This window comes from Mycobacterium sp. (genome assembly GCF_039583785.1).
Lineage (GTDB): Bacteria > Actinomycetota > Actinomycetes > Mycobacteriales > Mycobacteriaceae > Mycobacterium.
Map to the genome: position 1 here is coordinate 1 of NZ_JAVKSG010000202.1, position 1,792 is coordinate 1,792.

Here is a 1,792-nt window from a genome sequence, read left to right on the forward strand (position 1 = left end):
GGCCCGGAAAGATCTCGCAGGGTGGGGCCAATCCACACCGTCACAGTGGGGCCACTTTAAGTTGACATTGCCAGTCATCGGCCATCGCGACAGGCAGATCCCAACCGGCGATCATCAACGCGATCAACACCACAGCCCCACCTGAAACCCCTCCTCGATTGTTCCTTCGAATGCGCCTCCCAACACCGGCTAGACCGCTACCCCCTGCTGGAATCAAGACAGTCATTCGCCGTCACCCCTTTCGATCGTGCGGTCTAATGCGCCGCCCAACTCAAGGCGATCATCTCCCGCACGTCCGGCCTGAGCAGTCATGGGGTGCTCTCGCCCGTGTGGGTCGCCGAATCGCGGTAGCCACACCATCTGATGTTCCTGCGCATCCGGTTCCCCGCCCAGGTCACATGTGCACGGTGATACCCGCGAAGCGGGCATTCCTGGTGACCGCTGGCGTCGCCGTACTGAGTATGGCTGGTGTACCTGGCGTGTTCCCGACTGCCCAAGCCGAGCAATATGTGCGGACCGCGTCCGGCAAAATGCGGTGCGAGGTCGAACCGAACAGGGTGGGTTGTCAGAATGCGCTGGGCTTTCCCAGGCGCCGGTCGATCCTCCGCTGAACTGCCCTCTGCCAGGCAGCTACTTGCGCTGCAGTGTGCCAAATGACCACTGGGATATCGCCAGCGTGACCTCGGGAGGGGTATTTGCCTGGCAAGAAGGCAACTTCGCCCCCGGCGGCAGCGCAAGCCCCCAAAACGATCTCATCCTCAACTACGGCCAGAAATACAACTTGCAGGTCTGGACCATCAATCCCGGGGTCCGCAACCACGATTCGTGGGTTTAGGAAGCGAAACGGTGACACCGTCAGCCGATCGTCATTATCGTACATAGGCGCGCTCGATGCGGATTTGTTGGGAGGGGAGCGTGAGCGCGCATCAACCAAGCTACCTAGACCTCAGCTGCTGACGCGCCCGCATCCCATCTGCGGGGCCGTCGCCCAGGAGCGCCAAACACCACTGGTTTCATCGAGCTGGAGAGGAAAGCCCATGCTAAGCAGGAGGTTTCAGAGCAGGGTTGGCTGCAGCGCACTGGTCGGCTGCTGGGTTGTTCTTACCGCGATAACACCCGTGGCGATCGCAGATTCTGGACGTATTCTGGCCCCTTTGGGGCCGCAACTTGGTCAGTCATGCAACGACCCGCTCAAGCTCGCTTACGATCCGTCGGCCGGTGAGATTGTGTGTACTCGCAATGGCCAATGGGTTTCGTCTACTAATCCGACTATGGTTCGCTCACTAGGAGCACCGTGCCCACCATCAGAATCTGAGCTGATAGCCAAGACGCCTGATGACCACATGATTGCATGCGCTTCCGGGGTCTGGTCACTCTTCCGGCCATGAAGATGAGTCAAAGCACTTGCCAGGAAAGCCGTCGGCGATCTTCATCGGTCAGCCGGGTACGGCCAGGAGCCGGCCGCGGGTGTACATACCGATCAGGGTCCAGGGCGGATCTGAGATGCCGCATCGGTGTCGGTCCCAGTAGGCGGTCGCCGACAGTACCGACAGTGCGTGGCGCAGCATGTTGCCGTTGTAGGGCAGTGCGCAGAAGGTGTCAGGGTCCAAACGCAGCAGGCGCTGTAGCCCGTCGCGGTAGATGCGGTCCAGGTGCGCGGCCGGCAGGCGACGCAGCCAGCGCCGTACCGTCGAGACCGGACGGTCGATGACGGTTGAGATATTGTCAAGACCTGTGGATGAGGGTGTTTCAGGCGACCTCCGTTTCGGTTGATTCGGCACCGGGCTCGGCC

1 pseudogene is annotated in these 1,792 nt (G+C 61.1%); it reads right to left on the bottom strand.

From position 1 onward, the window contains the following. Nucleotides 1-1,436: 1,436 nt before the first annotated feature. Nucleotides 1,437-1,792, bottom strand: a pseudogene (locus ABDV69_RS21385) (hypothetical protein); the annotation flags it as partial.